Source organism: Stenotrophomonas sp. YJH_SMC_19, assembly GCF_059367915.1.
Map to the genome: position 1 here is coordinate 98,395 of NZ_JCAFRI010000007.1, position 21,570 is coordinate 119,964.

Sequence of the window (21,570 nt, forward strand, 5' to 3'; positions counted from 1 at the left end):
GCGTTACACCTGCAGCAGCTTGCGCGCGGCGGCGCGCGCTTCCTTGCTCACTTCCACGCCGCCGAGCATGCGTGCCAGCTCTTCCTCGCGCGCCTTGCTGTCCAGCTTTTCCACGGCGCTCTGGGTCATGCCTTCCACCGGGGCCTTGCTGACCCGGTAATGGGCATGGCCCTTGGAGGCAACCTGCGGCAGGTGGGTCACGCACAGCACCTGGCGCTTCTCGCCGAGCGCGCGCAGCTTCTGGCCGACGATGTCGGCAACCGCGCCGCCGATGCCGGAGTCGACTTCGTCGAACACCATGGTCGGTACTGCATCCAGGTCCAGCGCGGCCACTTCGATGGCCAGCGAGATGCGTGACAGTTCGCCGCCGGAGGCCACCTTGCGCAGGGCGCGCGGCGGCTGGCCGGCATTGGCTGCGACCAGGAATTCCACGCGCTCGGCACCCTGCGGGTCGGGCTTGGCGGCGTCCTGCGGTTCCAGCTCGATCAGGAACTGGCCGCCGCCCATGCCCAGCTCGGCGATGATGCCAGTGGTGGTGGCCGACAGCTCGGCAGCAGCGCTGCGACGGCTGGCGGTCAGCACTTCGGCCTGTGCGCGCCAGGCGGCGGCGGCCTTGTCGATCTCGCCGGCCAGGCGCTGCAGGCGTTCGTCGGCGCCGCGCAGCTGTTCCACTTCGGCGTGCATGCGCTCGCGCTGCGCACCCAGCTCGTCCATCGGCACGCGGTGCTTGCGGGCCAGGTCGTGCAGACGGCCGAGGCGGCGCTCGTTCTCCTCGAACTGTTCCGGGTCGGCGTCGAGGTCGTCATGCACCCGATCCAGCAGCGACAGGGCTTCGTGCAGCTGGATCGAAGCGTTCTCGATCAGGCCATCCACCTCGCCCAGGCGCGGGTCGTGCTCGATCAGGCGCGACAGCTCGTGGCGCACCTGCTGCAGCAGGTCCAGCGCGGAGCTGCCGTCGTCGCCGTTGAGCTGGTTGCTGGCGGCCTGGCAGGCGCTCAGCAGGGCGCTGGCATGGGCCTGGCGGCGGTGGCTGGCGCCGAGTGCGGCAATCGACTCCGGCTCCAGGTCTTCACGGTCCAGCTCGCGCAGCTGGTGCTCCAGGAAGCCGATCCGGTCACTGACGTCGCCCTGTTGCGACAGCGCCAGCGATTCATCGACCAATGCCTGCCAGGCCGCGGCGGCGCGTCGCACCTGGCGGCGCTCGTTCTCGTTGCGCGCATAGGCGTCGAGCAGGGCCAGCTGCGACGGGCGCGTCAGCAGGGCCTGCTGTTCGTGCTGTCCGTGGATCTCCACCAGCAGCGAGGCCAGGTCGCCCAGCTGCGCCAGGGTCACCGGGCGGCCGTTGATCCAGGCCCGCGAACCGCCATCGGCGCGGATGACCCGGCGCAGCTGGCACTGCTCCTCGTCGTCCAGCTCGTTGTCGGCCAGCCACTGGCGTGCAGCCTGCAGCTGCTCCAGCGCAAACTCGGCCGAAAGCTCGGCGCGCGCGGCGCCGTGGCGGACCACGCCGCTGTCGGCGCGCAGGCCGGACAGGAAGCCCAGCGCGTCGACCATCAGCGACTTGCCGGCGCCGGTCTCGCCTGAAACCACGGTCATGCCTGGCCCGAACTCCAGTTCGGTGGCGCGGACGACGGCGAAATCCTTGATCGAAAGATGTCTGAGCATGGGTAAGGGGGGTATCAGCAGCCGCGCAACGCTAGCACGCGGGCGAGGGAGGTCCAATGACTTGCCAAGGTGATGCGCCGCCATTATCTAGTGTCCGTGTCTCACAGGTTGATTCCATGCACGGTTCTCCCGACCAGCTTGCCCCGCGTGCGCGCCATCTGCTGCGCACGCTGATCGCGCGTTACATCCAGGATGGTGAGCCGGTCGGCTCGCAGACGCTGGCGCGCGTGGCCGGGCTGGAGGTCAGTCCGGCCACCATCCGCAACATCCTGGGTGACCTGGAAGACCTGGGGCTGCTGGCCTCGCCGCACACCTCCGCCGGGCGCGTTCCGACCGCGCATGGCTACCGCGTGTTCGTCGACAGCTTGCTGCAGATGCAGCCGCCGGGCGAAGGCGAGCTGGCCCGGTTGCGGCAGGAACTGGCTGGCGGCGGCAGCACCCAGGCCCTGCTCGGCAGCGCCTCGGAGCTGTTGTCGGCGATGAGCCACTTCGTCGGCGTGGTCAGCGCGCCGCGACGCGAGCAGTTCGCCTTCCGCCAGATCGACTTCGTGGCGCTGGACGGGCGCCGGGTGCTGGCGATCCTGGTGTTTGCCGACAACGAGGTGCAGAACCGCGTCATCGAAACCCGGCAGGAGTTCGCGCCGGGCCAGCTGGAGCAGGTCGCGAACTACCTCAATGCCCATTTCGCCGGCCTGCCGATGGCCGAGATCCGCACCCGACTGCTGCTGGAACTGCGCGATGCCCGCTCCGAGCTGGAACAGCTGCTGGCGCACAGCATCGAGCTGGCCGAGCAGGCCCTGCAGCCGGCGGCCGACGACATGCTGGTGGCGGGCCAGACCCGCCTGATGGGGGTGCAGGACCTGTCCGACCTGGAGCGCCTGCGCGAGCTGTTCGAGCTGTTCTCCAGCAAGCGCGAGATCCTGCAGCTGCTGGAGCGGACCATCCAGGCGCCCGGCGTGCGCATCTTCATCGGCGAGGAGACCGGGATGATGCCGCTGCAGGGCGTCTCGCTGGTCACCGCCCCTTACACGGCCAATGGCCAGGTGCTGGGCGTGCTGGGGGTGATCGGCCCCAAGCGGATGGCGTACGACCGCGTGATCCCGCTGGTCCAGGCTACCGCCGATGTACTGGGCGCGGCGTTTTCGCCAGCCGGCCGCCCGCCGGGAACATCCGACGCTTGAAACGCAGCATCCCGCCCACACTAGGGTGGGTGGAGGCGGAGATTGACCGCCAGGGACCCAGACATGAACCACGAACAGCCAGATATCGAATCCCAGCAGAGTGCCGCCGATGCGGCCGCCACCGCCGGCGTCAACGACGAAGTCGAGCGCCTGCGCGCCGAAATCGAACAGGTCAAGGCCGATGCCCTGCGTGAGCGCGCCGACCTGGAGAACCAGCGCAAGCGCGTTGCCCGTGACATCGAACAGGCCCGCAAGTTCGCCAACGAGAAGCTGCTGGGCGATCTGCTCCCCGTGTTCGACAGCCTGGATGCCGGCCTGAAGGCCGCCGGCGACGACCCGCACCCGCTGCGCGAAGGCTTGGAGCTGACCTACAAGCAGCTGCTGAAGGTGGCCGCCGACAACGGACTGGTCCTGCTGGACCCGATCGGCCAGCCGTTCAACCCGGAACACCACCAGGCCATCAGCCAGGTGCCGACGCCGGGCGCCGCCCCGGGCAGCGTGGTGACCGTGTTCCAGAAGGGCTACCTGCTCAACGAGCGCCTGCTGCGGCCGGCGCTGGTGGTGGTGGCCGCCGATTGATGGACCAGGCCGGGCTTTGCCCGGTCCCGGTTGTGCCAGGCCATGCCTGGCAAGGTTTTCCAGGCGCTGAACACAGCGTTCGGGAGATGGCTTGAATGTTCCACGAGCCTCCCCCACATCGTATTCATCCACCGGCCGAACGGCCGGACTGACACCAACAAGCATCCTCAGGAGTCTCCCCCATGGGCAAGATCATTGGTATCGACCTCGGCACCACCAACTCGTGCGTGGCGATCATGGACGGCGGCAAGGCCCGCGTCATCGAGAATTCGGAAGGCGATCGCACCACCCCGTCGATCGTCGCCTACACCAAGGACGGCGAAGTCCTGGTCGGTGCCTCGGCCAAGCGCCAGGCCGTGACCAACCCGAAGAACACCTTCTACGCGGTGAAGCGCCTGATCGGCCGCAAGTTCACCGACGCCGAAGTGCAGAAGGACATCGCGCACGTCCCGTACAGCATCCTGGCCCATGACAATGGCGACGCCTGGGTGGCCACCAGCGACGGCAAGAAGATGGCTCCGCAGGAAATCTCGGCCAAGGTGCTGGAAAAGATGAAGAAGACCGCCGAGGACTTCCTCGGTGAGAAGGTCACCGAAGCGGTCATCACCGTGCCGGCCTACTTCAACGACAGCCAGCGCCAGGCAACCAAGGACGCCGGCCGCATCGCCGGCCTGGACGTCAAGCGCATCATCAACGAGCCGACCGCGGCCGCGCTGGCCTATGGCCTGGACAAGGGCGACAACAAGGATCGCAAGATCGTGGTGTACGACCTGGGCGGCGGCACCTTCGACGTCTCGGTGATCGAGATCGCCAACGTCGACGGTGAAAAGCAGTTCGAAGTGCTGGCCACCAACGGCGACACGTTCCTGGGTGGCGAAGACTTCGACAACCGCGTCATCGAGTACCTGGTTGAAGAGTTCAACAAGGACCAGGGCATCGACCTGCGCAAGGATCCGCTGGCCCTGCAGCGCCTGAAGGATGCTGCCGAGCGCGCCAAGATCGAGCTGTCCAGCGCCCAGCAGACCGAAGTGAACCTGCCGTACGTCACCGCTGACGCGTCGGGTCCGAAGCACCTGAACATCAAGCTGACCCGCGCCAAGCTGGAAGCCCTGGTGGACGACCTGATCAAGAAGTCGATCGAGCCGTGCCGCGTCGCCCTGAACGATGCCGGCCTGCGTTCGAGCGACATCAGCGAAGTGATCCTGGTCGGCGGCCAGACCCGCATGCCGAAGGTGCAGCAGGCGGTGACCGAGTTCTTCGGCAAGGAACCGCGCAAGGACGTCAACCCGGACGAAGCCGTGGCACTGGGTGCTGCGATCCAGGGCGGCGTGCTGGGCGGCGACGTCAAGGACGTGCTGCTGCTGGACGTGACCCCGCTGTCGCTGGGCATCGAGACCATGGGCGGCGTGTTCACCAAGATCATCGAGAAGAACACCACCATCCCGACCAAGGCCTCGCAGGTGTTCTCCACCGCCGAGGACAACCAGTCGGCCGTGACCGTGCACGTGCTGCAGGGTGAGCGCGAACAGGCCCGCTTCAACAAGTCGCTGGCCAAGTTCGACCTGTCCGGCATCGAGCCGGCCCCGCGTGGCCTGCCGCAGGTGGAAGTGTCCTTCGACATCGACGCCAACGGCATCCTGCACGTGTCGGCCAAGGACAAGAAGACCAACAAGGAACAGAAGGTCGAGATCAAGGCCGGTTCGGGCCTGTCCGAGGAGGAGATCGCGCGCATGGTCGCCGACGCGGAAGCCAACCGCGAAGAAGACAAGAAGTTCCAGGAACTGGTGCAGGCCCGCAACCAGGCCGACGCCCTGATCCACGGTACCCGCAGCGCCATCACCGAGCACGGCAGCAAGGTCGGCGGCGATGTCATCGGCAAGGTCGAGGCGGCCCTGGCCGACCTGGAAACCGCGATGAAGGGTGACGACAAGGCACAGATCGAAGCCAAGTCGAAGGCACTGGAAGAAGCTGGCCAGTCGCTGTTCGCCGCTGCTTCGGCCGACCAGGGCGGTGCCCCGGGTGCCGACGCCGGCAATGCCGGCAAGGCGCAGGACGACGTGGTCGACGCCGAGTTCACCGAAGTCAAGGACGACAAGAAGTCCTGATCCGGACCGACACGGGACGCTGGCCACCAGCGTCCCGTTGTCGCATCAGGGTCCTGACCGCCCACCGGCGTGTCGGGGCGCCCGACGCAAGAGCGGACCTGGTTCCGCTCTTCCGCTTTGACGAATCCCGACTTTCCGGAACCAGATCCACGATATGAGCAAGCGCGATTATTACGAAGTGCTGGGCGTTGCCCGCACCGCCACCGACGACGAGCTGAAGAAGGCGTACCGTCGCTGCGCGATGAAGTTCCACCCGGACCGCAACCCGGGTGATGCGGCGGCCGAAGCCTCCTTCAAGGAGTGCAAGGAAGCCTACGAAGTGCTGTCCGACGGCAACAAGCGCCGCATGTACGACAGCCATGGCCACGCGGCGTTCGAGCACGGCATGGGCGGCGGCGGGCCGGGCGGCCCGGACATGAACGATATCTTCGGCGATATCTTCGGCAACATCTTTGGCGGCGGTGGCGGTGGTCCGCGCCAGGCGCGTCGCGGCGCCGATATCGGCTACGTGATGGAGCTGGACCTGGAAGAAGCCGTGCGCGGCGTCGAGCGCCGCATCGAGATTCCGACCCTGGCCGAGTGCGGCGACTGCGATGGCAGTGGCTCGGAAGACGGCAAGGTCGAAACCTGCAATGTGTGCCATGGCCGCGGCCAGGTGCGCATCCAGCGCGGCATCTTCGCCATGCAGCAGGCGTGCCACAACTGCGGCGGCCGTGGCCAGATCATCGCCAAGCCCTGCAAGACCTGCCACGGCAACGGCCGTGTCGAGGAAGACAAGGTGCTGTCGGTGAAGGTGCCGGCCGGCGTCGATACCGGCGACCGCATCCGCCTGCAGGGCGAGGGCGAAGCCGGTCCGGCCGGTACGCCACCGGGCGACCTGTACGTGGAAGTGCGCGTGCGCGAGCATGCGATCTTCCAGCGCGATGGCGACGACCTGCACTGCGAAGTGCCGATCCGCATCTCGCAGGCGGCACTGGGTGACACCGTGCGCGTGGCCACCCTCGGCGGCGAAGCGGAGATCCGCATTCCGGCCGAGACCCAGACCGGCAAGCTGTTCCGCCTGCGCGGCAAGGGCGTGCGTTCGGTGCGCAGCCGCAGCGAGGGCGACCTGTACTGCCGCGTGGTGGTGGAGACTCCGGTCAACCTCACCCCTGAGCAGCGCAAGCTGCTGGAACAGTTCGAAGCCACCTTCGTCGGCGAGGAAGCACGCAAGCATTCGCCGAAGTCGGCCACCTTCATGGATGGCGTGAAGGGCTTCTGGGACCGGATGACGTCCTGAGTTTTCAACGCAAGTGTTGAACGGTAGCGCCGGGCCATGCCCGGCGTTTTCGTTTGCGATCAGCGGAAAAACGCCGCCGGCGTCTGCCCCAGCTGGCGCTTGAACATGCTGGTGAACGCGCTGGGGCTGTCGTAGCCCATCGCCAGCGCGACATCGATGACCTTGTCGCCGACCGCCAGCCGCTCCAATGCGGCCAGCAGTCGCGCCTGCTGTCGCCACTGGCCGAAGGTCATGCCCAGCTCGTGGGCGAAGTGGCGCTGGATGGTTTTCACGTCCACTTCCAGCGCCTGTGCCCAGTCCTGCAGCGTGGCGTCATCGCCGGGGTGCTTCTGGATGTGCTGGCAGATCCGCTGCAGGCGCGGGTCGGTGGGCGAGGGCAGGTGCAGCGGGAGCACGTCCATGCGATGCAGTTCGTCCAGCAGCAGGCGCACCACGCGGCCATCGCGGCTGTCTTCGATGTGCTCGCCCTTGATCAGGGTGGCTGCCTGCAGCAGTTCGCGCAGCAGCGGTGCCACCTGTACCGCGAACGGTTCGGCCGGCAACTGCGGGGCGAACGACGGATCGATGTACAGGCTGCGCATGTGCACGGCGGCAATGCAGTCCACCGCGTGCACCATGCCCGCCGGCATCCAGATCGCACGGGTGGAGGGCACGACCCAGCGACCGACTTCCGAGCGCACCACCATCAGCCCCGAGATGGCATAGACCAGCTGGTGGCGCTGGTGCTTGTGGCCTGCGATATGGGTGCCTGCCGGGTACTGGGTAACCCGGTAGGTGACCGGACGATGCAGTGGCACATCACGCCACGGCGCAGCCGGGTCGACATCGCCGGCAATGTCCTTTTTGCGATAGGCCATGACCCGAACGCGGCAGAAGGGAGGGGAGGGCAACCGTAGCATGCGCGGCTCGCCCCCAACCTGACTGCGTCCATGTCCGCCTTGGCTTCTCCCGCAACGACCTCACGTCCGGTGGCTCCCGGTGTGCTGGCAGCTATTTCCACCTCGCATGTCGTCAACGACATGATGCAGTCGCTGATCCTGGCCATCTATCCAGTGATCAAGGGCGGCTTCAACCTGAGCTTCACCCAGATCGGCCTGATCACGCTGACCTACCAGCTGACCGCTTCGATCTTCCAGCCACTGGTTGGCGCCGCCACCGACCGTCGCCCGGCGCCGTACTCGCTGCCGATCGGCATGGCCTCGACCCTGTGCGGCATGCTGCTGCTCGGCTTCGCGCCGAACTATGCGGTGGTGCTGATGGCTGCGGCGATGGTCGGCATTGGTTCGGCCATTTTCCATCCGGAAGCATCGCGCATTGCGCGGCTGGCCTCGGGTGGCCGCCATGGCTTCGCGCAGTCGGTGTTCCAGGTGGGTGGCAATTTCGGCACCGCGCTCGGTCCACTGATTGCTGCAGCGGTGATCGTGCCGCATGGCCAGCATGCCGCGTCGTGGTTTGCCGGCGCCGCGCTGATCGGCATTGCACTGCTGACCTATGTCGGCCGCTGGTACGCGCTGCACCTGGGCACCCCGCGCCCGGCCAGCACCGCCTCGATGGCGCCGCGCCATCCCCCCCGCACCGTGGCCAAGGTGCTGGCGATCCTGCTGGTGCTGATCTTCAGCAAATACTTCTACATGGCCAGCATCGGCAGCTACTTCACCTTCTACCTGATCCACCATTTCGGCATTCCCGTGGCGCAGGCGCAGCTGCATCTGTTCGCATTCCTGGTGGCGTCCGCCGCCGGCGGCTTCCTCGGCGGCCCGCTGGGTGACCGCATCGGCCGCAAGCCGATCATCTGGACCTCGATCCTGGGCGTTGCCCCGTTCGCCCTGATGCTGCCGCATGCGGATCTGTTCTGGACCACGGTGCTGGCGGTGCTGATCGGTTTCGTGTTGTCGTCGGCGTTCTCGGCGATTGTGGTGTACGCACAGGAAATGATGCCGCACCGCATCGGCATGGTGTCCGGCCTGTTCTTCGGCTTTGCGTTCGGCATGGGTGGACTGGGTGCTGCCGTGCTCGGCCTGCTGGCGGACAAGACCAGCATCGAGTACGTCTACCAGTTGACTGCGTTCCTGCCGCTGCTCGGCATCGTGGCGGCGTGGCTGCCGCCGTCGCGGCCTGCTGTTCACTGAGGGGTGCTTCTTTTTGCAGGGCTGCGCCCTGCACCCGCAGAGGCAACGGCAAAAGCCAAAGCGCGCTATCCGTGGATTGGCGGGGTGGGGTCGGTTGAGGGGGACACTGCAAGTACGTCCATGTAGCTCGGTCGCGCCGTTTTCCGCGATCTGTCGGAACAGCGTTCTGCTTTGGTGGGTGCCGACCGTTGGTCGGCACGGGGTCGGATATCGATATTTGACAGACGTGTCGATCAACGGACGACACCTACCAACAGCCGCAGTTGCCAGTAGAGCCACGCCATGCGTGGACGAATTCATTCGGTATCCGACAGATGTGCCGACCAACGGTCGGCACCCACCAGCAGCTGTCGGCCAACTGTCGAAGGTGGGCGGTGTGGGTGGGCAGGACCGTTGGCGCCATGGATGGCGCCATCGAGCCCCCATGGATGGGTTTACGGCGTGTCCTGACCACCCACACCGCCCCGCCATCCCACGGATAGCCCGCTCTGGCTTTTGATGTTGACGTTGATTCTGCCGGCGCAGGGCTGCAAGCCCTGCCGAACCCCCCACCGGGCGTAGAATGCGGCCATGAGCGAATCCCTTGATAACCACCTGGTCCACGGCCGCCGCCAGCGGCCCGACGGCCCGTCGCCGATCGATGTCATCTCGGTCCAGTCGCAACTTGTCTACGGCCACGCCGGCAACAGCGCCGCCGTGCCGCCGATGCGCGCTCTCGGCGTGCGCGTAGCAGAAATTCCGACCGTGTTGCTCAGCAACGCGCCGTTCTACGACACCACGCGCGGTCGCGTGCTGCCCGCCGACTGGTTCGCCGACCTGCTGCTGGGCACCCACGAGCGCGGCCTGCCGCAGCGGGCGAAGATGCTGGTGTCCGGCTACTTCGGCAGCACCTCCAACGGTGCCGCCTTCGCCGACTGGCTGGATGACATCCTGCCGGCCTGCCCGCAGCTGCGTTACTGCCTGGATCCGGTGATTGGTGATACCCATACCGGCCCCTACGTGGAACCGGGCCTGGAAGCGATCTTCGCCGAGCGCCTGCTGCCGCATGCCTGGCTGGTGACCCCGAACGCCTTTGAACTCAATCGCCTCACCGGCATGCCGGCGCTCGCCGAGGCCGATGCCATCGCCGCCGCACGCACGCTGCTGGATCGTGGCCCGCACTGGGTGATCGCGCACAGCGTGGGCGGCACCCCGGGTGAACTGGTGACCCTGGCTGTCGGCCGCGAGGAGACCTGGCGCTGGACCTCGCCCCTGCTGCCGGTGGACGTGGCCGGTACGGGTGATGTGCTGATGTCGCTGGTGGTGTCGTTCCTGCTGCGCGACGAATCGATGCAGCAGGCGATCTCGCGTGCGATTGCCGGCACCCACGCGGCCCTGGAGGCGACCCTGGACAACGGCTTCGAAGAATTCGACGTGATCGCTGCAGCGCCTGCCGCGCTGGCCGAGGGGACGCGCTTCCGCGCCGAACGCGTGGCATGAGCGGCCTGCTCGAACGCACGCCGCGCACGGTCGGCATCGTCGGCAGTGCCGGCGCCTACGGGCGCTGGCTGACCCGCTTCTTCCAGCAGCACATGCAGCTGCGGGTCATCGGCCATGATCCGGCTGATCCGGGCTCGCATACGCCGGAACAGCTGCTCGCGCAGGCCGATGTGCTGGTGTTCTCAGCGCCGATCCGGCATACGCCCGCGTTGATCGCCGAGTACGTGCGGCAGTCGGCCGGCCGCGAGCAGGACCGGCTGTGGCTGGACGTGACCTCGGTGAAGGAGGCGCCGGTGCAGGCGATGCTGGCCTCGCAGGCCGAGGTGGTCGGGCTGCACCCGATGACCGCGCCACCGAAAGCGCCGACACTGAAGGGTCGGGTGATGGTGGTCTGCGAAGCGCGGCTGCGGCACTGGCAGCCATGGGTCGATTCGCTGTGCACGGCGCTGCAGGCTGAGTGCGTGCGGGCCACGCCGCAGCATCACGACCAGATGATGGCGCTGGTACAGGCGATGGTGCATGCCACCCACCTGGCCCAGGCCGGCGTGCTGCGCCAGTACCAGCCGCAGCTGGGCGACCTGGCCGCGATGATGCCGTACCGGTCGGCATCGTTCGAACTGGATACGGCGATCATCTCGCGCATCCTGTCGCTGAACCCCGCGATCTACGAGGACATCCAGTTCGGCAATCCGTACGTGGCGCCAATGCTGGAGCGCTTGATCGGCCAGCTGCAGGCCCTGCAGGCCCAGGTCGGACAGGGCAACGACACTGCACGCAGTGCATTCCGTGAGCAGCTGCTGTCGGCCAATCGCAGTGCCTTCGGCAAGCAGGCACTGGCCGAGGGCAACTACACCTTTGAACGCGTGGGCTATCTGCTGGCTGACCTGACCGAGCGCAATGCGTTGTCGGTGCACCTGCCGGAAGACCGGCCGGGCTCACTGCGTGAGCTGCTGAACGTGTTCGAGCAGCACCGCATCAGCCTGGCCTCGATCCATTCCTCGCGCACGCCTGGCGGCGAAGTGCATTTCCGGATCGGGTTCGTGGCCGGCAGCGACCCGGGGGCGATCAGTCGCGCGGCCGCTGAAGTGGACGCCAGCGGCATCGGGCGGGTGCTGGGCTGAGCACATTCATCCACAGGCGGTGTGGATGGTTTCTGAGCAAAGGTGTGGATAACCTCGCTCACCCCTTGGTAGCAAAGGCTGTCAAGATGGTTGGTCAAAAATTGATCAGGCTTTTTTGTAGGGTCGAGCCATGCTCGACCGCCTTTGGCAAAAAGCGTGTCGACCAAGGTCGACACCCACCAGAGCGGAGCGGTACGAAATCCGGTGGCGCCGGGCCATGCCCGGCGAACCTCAGATCGTCAGCCTCAGCTCACCGCCACTGGTGGTGAACTCGCGGCCGTCGCGTACCAGCGGCCGTCCATCATCCAGTTCGTAGCGTGGCGTGGCTTCGGAATGGTGCCCGCTGCCATTCGCCTCGGGCTTGAACTCGATGATGATGTGGCTTTCGCCGTTGCTGTCGACGGCGGGGAACTGACGGAACGACATCGTGCACCTCCTTCAGCGGATGCTGCTGTTGCGCGGCCAGCTTGGCCGCGCCGATGTTAGGCGGACGTCATCAATCGATGAACTGCAGGCGTGCAAGTTCAGCGTACAGTCCGCCTTCCGCCAGCAGCTGCGCGTGCGTGCCCTCGGCGACGATGCGGCCCTGGTCCATCACCACGATGCGGTTGGCCTTGAGCACGGTGGCCAGACGGTGGGCAATGACCAGCGTGGTGCGGCCGGCCATCAGCCGCTCCAGCGCCTGCTGCACGCTGTGCTCGCTCTGCGCGTCCAACGCGCTGGTGGCTTCGTCCAGCAGCAGGATCGGCGCGTCCTTCAGCAGTGCGCGGGCAATCGCCACACGCTGCTGCTGGCCACCGGACAGGCGGGCGCCGCGCTCGCCCAGCTCACTGTCATAGCCCTGCGGCAACGCGCGCAGGAATCCGTCCGCCTCGGCGGCGCGTGCGGCATCTTCCACCTCGCTGTCGCTGGCCTGCAGGCGGCCATAGCGGATGTTGTCGCGCGCGCTGGCGGCAAACAGCGTCGGCTGCTGCGGAACCAGCGCCAGCTGTCCGCGCAGTTCGGCCGGGTCGACCTGGCGCACGTCGATGCCATCCACGCAGATGCGGCCACTGGCCGGATCGTGGAAGCGCAGCAGCATCGACAGCACCGTGCTCTTGCCTGCGCCGGACGGGCCAACCAGGGCCACGGTCTCGCCCGGGCGCACGTGCAGGCTGAAATGGTCCAGCGCCGCCTGGTCTGGCCGCTGCGGGTAATGGAACACCACGTCGTCGAACCGGATCTCGCCCCGCAGCGGCTGCGGCAGCACGTGCGGCTGCGCCGGCGCGCGGATCTCGATGTCTTCCTGCAGCAGTTCGCCGATGCGGCCCATGCCGCCGGCCGCGCGCTGCAGTTCGTTCCAGACTTCGGCCAGCGCACCGACCGAGCCACCACCGATCAGCGCGTACAGCACGAACTGGCCAAGGGTGCCTGCGCTGAGGCGGCCGTCGATGACATCGTGCGCGCCCAGCCACAGCACGCCGACGATGGCGCCGAACACCAGCAGGATGGCGCTGGCGGTGACCAGCGACTGCGCACCGATGCGGCGGCGGGCGGCCTTGATGGCATCGCCCAGTGCATGGTCGAAGCGGCCGCGCTCGTAGGGTTCGCGTGCATGCGCCTGTACCGTCCTTACGGCGCCCAGGGTCTCGCTGGCCAGGCTGTTGGCATCGGCGATGCGGTCCTGGCTGCTGCGCGCGACGGTGCGCAGCTTGCGCGCACCGATGATGATCGGCAGTACCGCAAGCGGAATGCCCAGCAGCGACCACGCCGCCAGCCGCGGGCTGGTGACGAACAGCATCGCCAGGCTGCCGACCACCGTGACGCTGCTGCGCAATGCCACCGACATGGTCGAGCCCACCACGCTGCGCAGCAGCTCACTGTCGGCGGTCAGGCGCGAGACCAGCTCACCGCTGCGGCTGCGGTCATGGAAGCCGGCACCGAGCTGGATGAGGTGTGCGTAGAGGCGGCTGCGCAGGTCAGCCACGACCTTTTCGCCCAGCAGCGACACGAAGTAGAAGCGCGCGGCGGTGGCCAGGGCCAGCACCACGGCCACCAGCATCAGCAGGGCGAAGGCACGGTTGATCTGGCCGCCGCTGCTGAAGCCATGGTCGATCATCTGCTTGACCGCCGGCGGCAGGCTCAGCGTGGCCGCCGAAGACACCGCCAGGGCCATCAGCCAAGCGGTGAACAGGCCACTGTGGCGGCGCACGAACGGCCATAGCGTGCGCAGGCTGCCAAGGCGGCGCAGCGGCGGGGGCGAGGCGGGGGCGCCGTCCTTGTCAGTCATCCTGGTGGTCGTCTTCTATGCGGATACGGTCACGAGTGGCGTCGCGCAGGCGGATTTTCAATGCGTCGACCTGATCGGCCGGCAATTCGACCCGCAGGCACACCCCGTTCGCGTCGAACTGTTCATCGCGCTTCTCCGCGCCGAACCCCGGAAGGGCCGCATGCAGGGTGCCCAGGTCTTCGAAGCCGGCCTGCAGCTGCAGCCGTGCCATGGCGACCAGCGCCAGCCGCGGCGCGGTGCGCAGGCATTCTGCGGCGGCGCCACCGTACGCCCGGACCAGGCCGCCGGCGCCGAGCTTGATGCCACCGAACCAGCGCGTCACCACCACCATCACCCGGTCGAAGCCTTGCCCGTCGATCGCGGCCAGGATCGGCCGCCCGGCGGTGCCTGCCGGCTCGCCATCATCGCTGGAGCGGTAGTCCTGGCCATGCCGGTAGGCCCAGCAGTTGTGCGTGGCGTCGGCCACGGCAACCTGTTGCAGGAACGCCAGCGCTGCGGGGGCGCCGTCGATCGGCGCGGCATGGGCGATGAAGCGGCTGTGTTTGACTTCCAGCGTGTGGCTGACGGGCTGGGCGAGGGTATCGAGCATTCCCGCCATTCTACGGTGTTGCCGGGTACCCCCGCCCGTTTCAGTCGTCCAGCAGCGGGCGCAGGTCGCGCGGCAGGCGCGCTTCCGGATATTGCTGGATGTAGCGTTCCAGGCTGGCGCGGGCGAGGTCGCGCTGGTCCTGATCACGGCGCTCGCGGATTTTCTGCAGCCACTGCCGGCGTGGCAGGCGCGCGTCGGCGTCCACCTCGGCCTGTACGGTATCCGCGCTCAGGCCCGCATCGCTGCCGCGGCGCATGATGCCCGGAGCCGAACGGCTGGGGGCCTCACGCTTCATCGAGGTGATCTCCACCCGATCCAGCGCCTCCGCCCGCGCGACCTCGGCGGCATTGGCTGCCGGTGCCGGTGCAGGTGCAGGTGCCGCGGCCGTGCGTGCTTTCAGTGCCCCGGACGCTGCCGGCGCGAATGCCGGTGCAGGTGCCGGTGCCGAGTAGGCGGCGGATGCCGGTGGCGCAGGCGGCGCTGCGGCCGGTGCTGCCGTCGGCGCTGGCGGGAGGGCCGCAAAGGCGGTATCGGCGGCCGCATCCGCAGCCATTGATCGTGCAGCCTGGGCCGGCGCTTCAGCGGTCTCGGCCGGCGCCGGCTCGGGCGCGCGTGCGATGGCCGGTGCCGGGGCAGCGGCAACAGGGGCGGCCTCGGGTGCTGCGGGCGCAGCGTTTGGTTCGGCGGCCGCCACAGCGCTGTCGGCTGCACTGCGGTCAGCGGCCTGATCGGCAGCCGCAACGTCTTCTGCCGCTGCCGGTGCCGCAGCAACAGCGGCCTCACCGGCCGGAACCGGCGGAGGTTCCGGACGCAGCTGCCAGGCGATGCCGATGGCAAACACCATCGAGGCGGCGATGCCGAACACCGCCGGCCAACGCGAGCGTGTGCGCTGCGTGCGCGGCGCCTCGGGAGAGGCGACCGCATCGGCGGCCGGCGCGTCCACGGCAGCGCCGGCCGCGGCCAGGATGGCGGCGTCCAGTGCGGCGGGCGGAGCCTGCTCGGCGCGACGGCCGAGCAGCCGGGCCAGCTCGCGTTCTTCCGGCGTCAGCGGTTCGTCTCGGTTCATGCGTTCAATCCCGCACGCAGCTTGTCCATCGCATAGCGCAGCCGCGATTTCACGGTTTCCCGGCCTACGCCGGTGATCTGGCCGATCTCCTCCAGGCTCAGTTCCTGATCCAGCCGCAGTTGCAGCACTTCGCGCTGCTCAGGCGGCAGTTGTTCCATCGCCAGCTGGATGCGGCGACGTTGTTCGAATTCGGAAAGCTCGCCTTCCGGGGTCTGCCCATCCTCGATCGCGGCCAGGCGCAGATCGGCATCGGCCGGGGCAGCCGGGCGGTGGCGGGCGGCGCGCCAATGGTCGTTCAGGCGGTTGTGGGCGATGCGGAACAGCCAGGTGCTGAACGCCGCGTCCGGTTGCCACCCGGCACGGGCGCTGATCACCCGCTGCCAGACGTCCTGGAAGATCTCCTCGGCCAGCGCGGTGTCGCGCAGTTGCCGCAGCAGGAAGCCGAACAGGCGCTTGCGGTGGCGCCCATACAGGCTTTCGAACGCGCGCAGGTCGCCACCGGCCCAGGCCAGCATCAAGGCTTCATCGGTTGGCAGTGCGCTGGCTTCCACGGCGTACAGGGTAAGGCCTGCAGGCGGTGGCGCATAGCCGGTGGCAGGGGCGGGCAGGGCGAGGTTCATGGCATGGAAGCAGCTACGGACAGCACGAAAAACGTACGGGCGCACGATTCGGGGTTTACGGGCTTCCATTGCCCCCCGGGTGGCGCGCTATGCTCGGCGGCTCAGGGGAGGCGACGCACAGACGGCGCCAAGAGATTGTCATTTGTCCACGCATGCTGAATCGGCGGAAGAGCCACTACACGAGGCCGTGTTGAGCACGGCGCTGGTGCGCGCGTTGCATGCGCTTTTGCCGGAAACGGCCGTGGTCCGCGTTGGCTGGGACGACCCGCAGCTGGGGAGTGGCCGAGGGGGCTGGCCCTTGCCTGCGATTGACAGCGCTGCGTCCGTGGAGCCCGCCACCGGCGATGGCCAGCACGGCTGGGAGTATGACGGTGCGCGGCTGCTGCTGTCGGTTGCGGGCGCGGTGCCTTCACCCGCGTGGTGGGGGCTGGCCCGGCAGGCGATGGAGCTGGCGCTGCAGCGCGGCCGCCAGGCCGGCCAGATCAAGGCACTGGAAGAGGCCGAACGGCTGCAGCAGGCCCTGTTCCAGATTGCAGATCTGGCCGGTGCCGACCTGGAAATGCCCGAGATGCTGCGCCACGTGCATGGTGTGCTGGGCACGCTGATGTATGCCGAGAACTGCTACATCGTGGAATACGACGATGTGCGCGACCAGATACGCTTCCTGTACTTCGCCGATCAGGTCGATGACTTCGTCGCCGATCCCACGCAGAGCCATGACGCCAGCGAGATGCCGCGCAGCCTGACCGTGGCGCTGTTGCGCCATGGCAAGCCGCTCAGTGGTCCCTCGCGCAGGCTGCTGGCGCAGGTGATGGAACAGGAGCACGACCCGCAGCGTGGGCCCGAAAGCCTGGACTGGCTGGGCGTGCCGATGCTGCGGGACGGCCGCGTCTGCGGCGCCATCGTGGTTCAGAGCTATGAACAGGCAGCCCGCTATGGCGAGGCCGAGCGCGCATTGCTGGGCTTCGTTGCGCAGCACGTACAGACCGCGATGGACCGGCGCCAGGCGCAGGTGCGGCTGGAGCAGCAGGTGGCGCGGCGCACCCAGGAACTGCAGCGCGCCAACCGCAGCCTGCAGGATGAGGTGGCAGAGCGTCGCCGTGCCGAACAGTTGCAGACCGCGCTGTACAACATCGCCGAGATGGCGATGTCTGCCGACAGCCTGGACCAGTTCTATGGTCAGGTGCATGGGGTGGTCGGGCGCCTGCTCGACGCACGCAATTTCTACATCGCCCTGGTCAACCCGGCCGGCAACGGCCTGGACTTCGTGTATTCGGTGGACGAGCACAATGCCAGCCGCGCGCCACGGCCGTTCAGCCGGGGCCTGACCGAATACGTGGTGCGCAACCGGCGCCCGCTGCTGGCGTCACGCGCGCAGATCGATGCGCTGCTGGCCAGTGGTGAAGTGCGCGAGTCAGGTGCGCGCTCCCATTGCTGGCTGGGCGTGCCGTTGCTGCGCGACGATGAGGTGGTGGGTGCGATCGTGGTGCAGAGCTACAGCGAGAACAGCACGTTCAGCGTGCACGATCAGCGGCTGCTGACCTTCGTTGCGCAGAACATCGGAACCGGGCTTGCGCGCCAGCGCGACCAGCAGCGGCTGCGTTCGGCACATGCCGAGCTGGAAAAGCGCGTTGAGGAACGCACCCGCGAACTGGCCGAGGTCAACGAAAAGCTGCTTGGGCAGATCGGTGAGCGCCTGCGTGCCGAGCAGCGCCTGACCCACCAGGCCATGCACGATGCGCTGACCGGCCTGCCCAACCGCCTGCACCTGCTGGATCGCCTGCAGGATTCACTGGCGCTGGCCAAGCGTGAGGGCGGACCGGTGTTCGCCGTGCTGTTCCTCGATCTGGACCGCTTCAAGCTGGTCAACGACAGCATCGGCCATGCCGCCGGCGACCGCATGCTGGTGGAAGTGGCCAAGCGCATCGTGTCGATGGCAGGTGCCGAAGATGTGGTGGCCCGGCTCGGCGGTGATGAGTTCGCTGTGCTGCTGCAGTGCCCGCAGGGCCTGGCGCAGGCACTGGATTTCGGCCAGCGGCTGCTGCTGGCGTTGCAGGAATCGATGTGGATCGCCGGGCGCGAACTGTTTCCGTCCGGCAGCCTGGGCATTGCCCTGTGGAATCCGCGCTACCGCACCGGAGAAGAGCTGCTGCGCGATGCGGATGCGGCCATGTACCGGGCCAAGGCGCAGGGCCATGACCGCTGTGCGATCTTCGACGAGGACATGCGCGAAGAAGCCATGCGCAGCCTGGACCTGGAAGCCGACCTGCGCCGTGCGATCAACAACCGCGATTTCGTGCCGTTCTACCAGCCGATCGTGCGCTTGTCCGACGGCGAAGTGGTCGGTCACGAGGCGCTGCTGCGCTGGCAGCATGAGCGCCGTGGCCTGCTGCTGCCCGGCGCGTTCCTGGAGCTGGGTGAAGAGAGCGGCCTGATCGAACAGGTGGACTGGCTGATCTACGAGCAGGTCATCGCGGGGCTGGCACGGGGAGGCGAAGGCTACGTCTCGGTGAACGTATCGCCCCGGCATTTCCGCTCGGCAGAGTTCAGTGATCGCCTGTTCGGCCTGCTCGACAGCTGTGGTGCCGATCCGCGCCGGCTGCGCCTGGAAATCACCGAGGTGGCGTTGCTGGACGACGGCCCGCACACGCTGCGTATCCTGCAGGGCCTGCGCGAGCGCGGCATCCAGGTGCAGCTGGACGATTTCGGTACCGGGTTCTCCGCGCTGTCCTACCTCCACCGTTTCCCGATCAGCACGCTGAAGATCGACCAGAGCTTCATCGCTGGCCTGCACGGTCCGGAAGTGCAGAGTACGCGGGCGCTGGTGGAAGGCGTGCTGTCGCTGGCGCGCACGCTGGGCATTGAGACCATCGGCGAAGGCATCGAGACCGACGCGCAGCGGCAAACCCTGCGTGAACTGGGCTGCGACTACGGCCAGGGCTACCTGCTGGGGCGGCCCGCGCCGTGGGCGCACGCGGCGGGCTGAGCCACCGCGTGCAGCCGCATCATCGCAGGGCGGCGCGGCGCTTCTCGTCGATCCACTTCGAGGCCTGGGCCGGCTGGTAGTTCTTCATCCACTCCAGCATCTCTTCGATGTCCGAGCCGTACCACAGGTCCTGGCGCTGGTCCGGATGCAGGAAGCGTTCTTCCACCATGCGGTCGATCATGCCGATCAGCGGGGCGTAGAAGCCGTCCACATCGAGGAATGCGCATGGCTTGTTGCCGATGCCCAGCTGGCGCCAGGTCAGCATCTCGAAGATCTCTTCCATGGTGCCGAAGCCGCCGGGCAGGGCGACGAAACCGTCGGCAAGATCGAACATGCGCGACTTGCGCTCATGCATCGAACCGACGATCTCCAGTTCGGTCAGGCCACGGTGGGCCACTTCCCAGTCGGCCAGCTGGCGCGGGATCACGCCGGTCACCTCGCCGCCAGCGGCGAGCACGGCATTGGCCACGGTTCCCATCAGGCCGACGTTGCCGCCGCCATACACCAGGCGCAGGCCGTCGCGGGCGATGCGGTCACCCAGGGCAATGGCGCGTTCGGTGTAGGCCGGCTTGCTGCCAGCGTTGGAACCACAGTACACACAGATCGATTTCATGGATCTTCCTGTCTCTTGGCCGGAAACGAAAACGCCCCGTCGCCAACCGCAGGGCGGTCGGGGACGGGGTGTTCTTGGATTATGAGCCCTTCTGTAGAGCCGAGCCATGCTCGGCTGCTCTTCGTTCAGATCGCGGCAAAGGCCGAGTCGAGCACGGCTCGACTCTACAAACGCCAAGCAGACTTACGCGGCAGCGGCCTGCTCGCGGCGCGGGCCTTCACGCAGGGCGCGGCCGACCATGCCCACCAGCAGGTCCAGCTCCTCGCTGTCCATGCCGAAGTGCGGGGTGAAGCGCAGCGAGTTCTCGCCGCCGTGGATCACGTTGATGCCGTGCTGACGCAGCCATTCCTCGGTCGAGTTGGCACCGTAGCACTTGAACTGCGGGGCCAGCTCGCAGGAGAACAGCAGACCGGTGCCCTGCACCTTGGTGATCAGCCCGCCCAGCTCGTTCTTCAGCTGTTCCAGCTTGTGCACGGCCTCGGCACCGCGTTCGGCGATGTTGGCGCGCACCTGCGGGGTCAGCTGGGCCAGGGTGGCGCAGGCCACGTCCAGCGCACGCGGGTTGCTGGTCATGGTATTGCCATAGATGCCCTTGCGGTACAGCTGCGCGGCATGCTCGGTCACCGCCAGCACCGACAGCGGGTACTGCGCGGCGTTGAGGGCCTTGGAATAGGTCTCCATGTCCGGCGGGTCGAGGCCTTCGAAGCCCGGGTAATCGACCACCGACAGCACGCCATGCGCGCGCAGGCCGGCCTGGATCGAGTCGAGCAGCAGCAGGCTGCCGTGGGCACGGGTCAGTTCGCGGGCAACGGCATAGAACGACGGCGGCACCGAACGCCCCGGGTCGCCTTCGCCCATCACCGGTTCCAGGAACACCGCCTCGATGAACCACTGGTTGCGTGCGGCGTCCTCGAACACCTTGCGCAGGCCGGCTTCGTCGTACGGCGCCACGGTGATCACCGAGTCCTCACCGCGGTAGCTGGCCAGGTGCTGCATGTAGCTCTTGCGGCTGGAATCGGAATACAGGGCAGGGCGGTCGGTACGGCCATGGAAGCTGCCCTTGACCACCACGCGCTTGATCGCAGCGCCAGCGTGGCGCGCACCCGGGTCGGTCTGCAGCTTGGCGTTGACATCGGCGATGCGGGCGGCCAGGCCAACCGCTTCGGAACCGGAATTCAGGCACATGAAACGGGCGAACGGGCAGCCGCCACGGCGGTGGCCGATCTCGGCGCGCAGGGCGGTGATGAAGCGCTGCTGCGACAGGCTGGGGGTCATGATGTTGGCCATCACCTGCGGGCGGGCCATCGCCTCCAGCACGGCGTCAGGGGTGTGCCCGAAGCCGAGCATGCCGTAGCCGCCGGCGTCGTACAGCACGGCGCCCTTCAGGGTGACCACCCATGGGCCGCGCGCAGCCAGTGCCACGTACGGGGTCACCGCGTCATCGGCATAGAAATTGACGAAACCGTCCTGCATCGCGTCGATCTGCGCCTGTTCGTCCTGCGCCAGCAGCGGCCCCAGGTCGGCCTGCACGCGCGCGAATTCCTCGGCAGCGGCGTCCACCGCAGCGATCAGCTGCGGGTGGTTGGCGGACAGGGCGGTCAGGGTGGCATCGTCCAGCCCGGTGGTGAGACGGGTGCCGGGCTGGCTGCGCAGGGGGGCGAGGCGTTCGATGAAGCTCATTGCAGATCTCCTGAAACAATGGGTCGCACGGGTCTTCAAAAGCAAAACGCGCGTCATCACGCGCGCTTGGGGGCAGGCTCGTGCAGCGGACTTCCGGCTCGATGCTAGCACTTGTTTTTTTGCGCGATAACCCCGCAGAAACCTGTTGCATAGCAGCATTTTCCGCGACGTTCGCCGCGAAGCACGCCGGCTCGCAGACGCTGGACGTA

At 67.5% G+C, this 21,570-nt stretch carries 17 protein-coding genes; 8 read left to right on the forward strand and 9 right to left on the reverse strand.

The window, feature by feature from the left end:
- Positions 1-3: 3 nt before the first annotated feature.
- Complete coding sequence (recN, locus tag AC5P5R_RS10055) at positions 4-1,665, reverse strand: DNA repair protein RecN (protein ID WP_005409238.1); 1,662 nt, start codon at positions 1,663-1,665, stop codon at positions 4-6.
- Between the two features lie 116 nt (positions 1,666-1,781).
- On the opposite strand from recN, the gene hrcA reads away from it, so the two are divergent.
- From hrcA to dnaJ, 4 genes are all read left to right on the forward strand, one after another.
- On the forward strand, positions 1,782-2,846 hold the full coding sequence (gene hrcA / locus AC5P5R_RS10060; RefSeq protein ID WP_005409239.1) for a heat-inducible transcriptional repressor HrcA: 1,065 nt from the start codon (positions 1,782-1,784) through the stop codon (positions 2,844-2,846).
- A gap of 63 nt (positions 2,847-2,909) precedes the next feature.
- Entirely contained in the window at positions 2,910-3,425 is a 516-nt protein-coding gene (gene grpE, locus AC5P5R_RS10065) for a nucleotide exchange factor GrpE (protein WP_005409240.1), read from the forward strand.
- Between the two features lie 182 nt (positions 3,426-3,607).
- Complete coding sequence (gene dnaK / locus AC5P5R_RS10070; RefSeq protein ID WP_005409241.1) at positions 3,608-5,530, forward strand: molecular chaperone DnaK; 1,923 nt, start codon at positions 3,608-3,610, stop codon at positions 5,528-5,530.
- A gap of 154 nt (positions 5,531-5,684) precedes the next feature.
- Positions 5,685-6,809 (forward strand): molecular chaperone DnaJ, encoded by a 1,125-nt coding sequence (gene dnaJ, locus AC5P5R_RS10075; RefSeq protein WP_005409242.1) that lies wholly within the window; start codon positions 5,685-5,687, stop codon positions 6,807-6,809.
- Between the two features lie 59 nt (positions 6,810-6,868).
- On the opposite strand, the gene AC5P5R_RS10080 is transcribed toward dnaJ, so the two are convergent.
- Complete coding sequence (locus AC5P5R_RS10080; protein WP_043035461.1) at positions 6,869-7,666, reverse strand: AraC family transcriptional regulator; 798 nt, start codon at positions 7,664-7,666, stop codon at positions 6,869-6,871.
- Between the two features lie 72 nt (positions 7,667-7,738).
- Between AC5P5R_RS10080 and AC5P5R_RS10085 the strand changes: the two genes are divergently transcribed.
- The 3 genes from AC5P5R_RS10085 (at position 7,739) to AC5P5R_RS10095 (ending at position 11,538) form a co-directional block, all read left to right on the forward strand.
- On the forward strand, positions 7,739-8,938 hold the full coding sequence (locus AC5P5R_RS10085) for an MFS transporter (RefSeq protein ID WP_032966631.1): 1,200 nt from the start codon (positions 7,739-7,741) through the stop codon (positions 8,936-8,938).
- A gap of 570 nt (positions 8,939-9,508) precedes the next feature.
- On the forward strand, positions 9,509-10,417 hold the full coding sequence (gene pdxY, locus AC5P5R_RS10090; RefSeq protein WP_099481072.1) for a pyridoxal kinase: 909 nt from the start codon (positions 9,509-9,511) through the stop codon (positions 10,415-10,417).
- The gene (locus AC5P5R_RS10095; protein ID WP_100438407.1) at positions 10,414-11,538 is read left to right on the forward strand and encodes a prephenate dehydrogenase; all 1,125 of its coding nucleotides are present in this window, start codon (positions 10,414-10,416) and stop codon (positions 11,536-11,538) included. Before pdxY ends, AC5P5R_RS10095 begins: the two co-directional genes overlap by 4 nt.
- 231 nt (positions 11,539-11,769) lie before the next feature.
- Here the strand turns inward: AC5P5R_RS10095 and AC5P5R_RS10100 are convergent, their stop codons facing one another.
- The 5 genes from AC5P5R_RS10100 to AC5P5R_RS10120 form a co-directional block, all read right to left on the reverse strand.
- On the reverse strand, positions 11,770-11,964 hold the full coding sequence (locus AC5P5R_RS10100; protein WP_005409247.1) for a hypothetical protein: 195 nt from the start codon (positions 11,962-11,964) through the stop codon (positions 11,770-11,772).
- A gap of 70 nt (positions 11,965-12,034) precedes the next feature.
- Positions 12,035-13,807, reverse strand: coding sequence for an ABC transporter transmembrane domain-containing protein (locus AC5P5R_RS10105; RefSeq protein ID WP_100438408.1), 1,773 nt, complete (start codon positions 13,805-13,807; stop codon positions 12,035-12,037).
- The gene (locus AC5P5R_RS10110) at positions 13,800-14,396 is read right to left on the reverse strand and encodes an IMPACT family protein (RefSeq protein WP_005409249.1); all 597 of its coding nucleotides are present in this window, start codon (positions 14,394-14,396) and stop codon (positions 13,800-13,802) included. Before AC5P5R_RS10110 ends, AC5P5R_RS10105 begins: the two co-directional genes overlap by 8 nt.
- Before the next feature lie 40 nt (positions 14,397-14,436).
- Complete coding sequence (locus AC5P5R_RS10115; RefSeq protein WP_164281508.1) at positions 14,437-15,462, reverse strand: hypothetical protein; 1,026 nt, start codon at positions 15,460-15,462, stop codon at positions 14,437-14,439.
- Positions 15,459-15,977, reverse strand: a complete 519-nt coding sequence (locus AC5P5R_RS10120; protein ID WP_229295586.1) for an RNA polymerase sigma factor — start codon at positions 15,975-15,977, stop codon at positions 15,459-15,461. The genes AC5P5R_RS10115 and AC5P5R_RS10120 overlap by 4 nt, the downstream gene beginning before the upstream one ends.
- A 292-nt stretch (positions 15,978-16,269) precedes the next feature.
- Here AC5P5R_RS10120 and AC5P5R_RS10125 point away from each other — a divergent pair, with 292 nt between their 5' ends.
- Positions 16,270-19,068 carry a bifunctional diguanylate cyclase/phosphodiesterase gene (locus AC5P5R_RS10125; protein WP_224119423.1) on the forward strand — a complete coding sequence of 933 codons (2,799 nt, stop codon included), beginning with the start codon at positions 16,270-16,272 and terminating at the stop codon, positions 19,066-19,068.
- 19 nt (positions 19,069-19,087) lie between these two features.
- Here AC5P5R_RS10125 and AC5P5R_RS10130 read toward each other — a convergent pair whose 3' ends face one another.
- Both AC5P5R_RS10130 and AC5P5R_RS10135 read right to left on the reverse strand, forming a co-directional pair.
- Positions 19,088-19,681, reverse strand: a complete 594-nt coding sequence (locus AC5P5R_RS10130) for an LOG family protein (RefSeq protein WP_005409253.1) — start codon at positions 19,679-19,681, stop codon at positions 19,088-19,090.
- Between the two features lie 183 nt (positions 19,682-19,864).
- On the reverse strand, positions 19,865-21,361 hold the full coding sequence (locus tag AC5P5R_RS10135; RefSeq protein ID WP_049395739.1) for an aminotransferase class III-fold pyridoxal phosphate-dependent enzyme: 1,497 nt from the start codon (positions 21,359-21,361) through the stop codon (positions 19,865-19,867).
- Positions 21,362-21,570: the final 209 nt, after the last annotated feature.